Origin of the sequence: Gilliamella sp. Fer4-1 (genome assembly GCF_001690515.1) — a bacterium.
GTDB classification, from domain to species: domain Bacteria; phylum Pseudomonadota; class Gammaproteobacteria; order Enterobacterales; family Orbaceae; genus Gilliamella; species Gilliamella apicola_C.
The window spans coordinates 1-376 of record NZ_LZGZ01000184.1 but is presented as its reverse complement, the minus strand read 5'-3'; the positions used below and the strand labels follow the sequence as shown (position 1 = coordinate 376).

The following is a 376-nucleotide window of genomic DNA, read 5'->3' as shown; positions in this document are numbered from 1 at the left end:
TTGTTTATTATTGACTATCATTTGGTTGGGTTTAGCAAAACAGATCTCTGATGTGGTGTTGATTTGATAGACTTTGGTTAAATTAGATAATTGGCTATCTTTGGGATCGCCATATTCAGAATGGACTTGCACATCAGAAAGGGTAATAGCTAACTTAAGTGGCATTTGAAATCCACTACCACAACCAATGACTTTATTATATTGTGATTTTTCAATTTCTTGCCCTGCATTATCAAACCATTTAAAGTTGATTGAACTAAAAGAAAAAGTACCTTGTTCTGATGTTTTACCTTTATCACCATCTTCATCGTAATAGTTTTGGGTCGGCGATAATTTAAGTTCATCGATTGTCGGTATTTTGATAATAAAATCATTG

The 376-nt window shown here is 32.7% G+C and carries 1 protein-coding gene; it reads right to left on the bottom strand.

The features are described 5' to 3' along the window. Positions 1-376, bottom strand: a 376-nt coding sequence (locus A9G30_RS12940; protein ID WP_176700863.1) for a hypothetical protein, incomplete at both ends; no start/stop codon positions are given.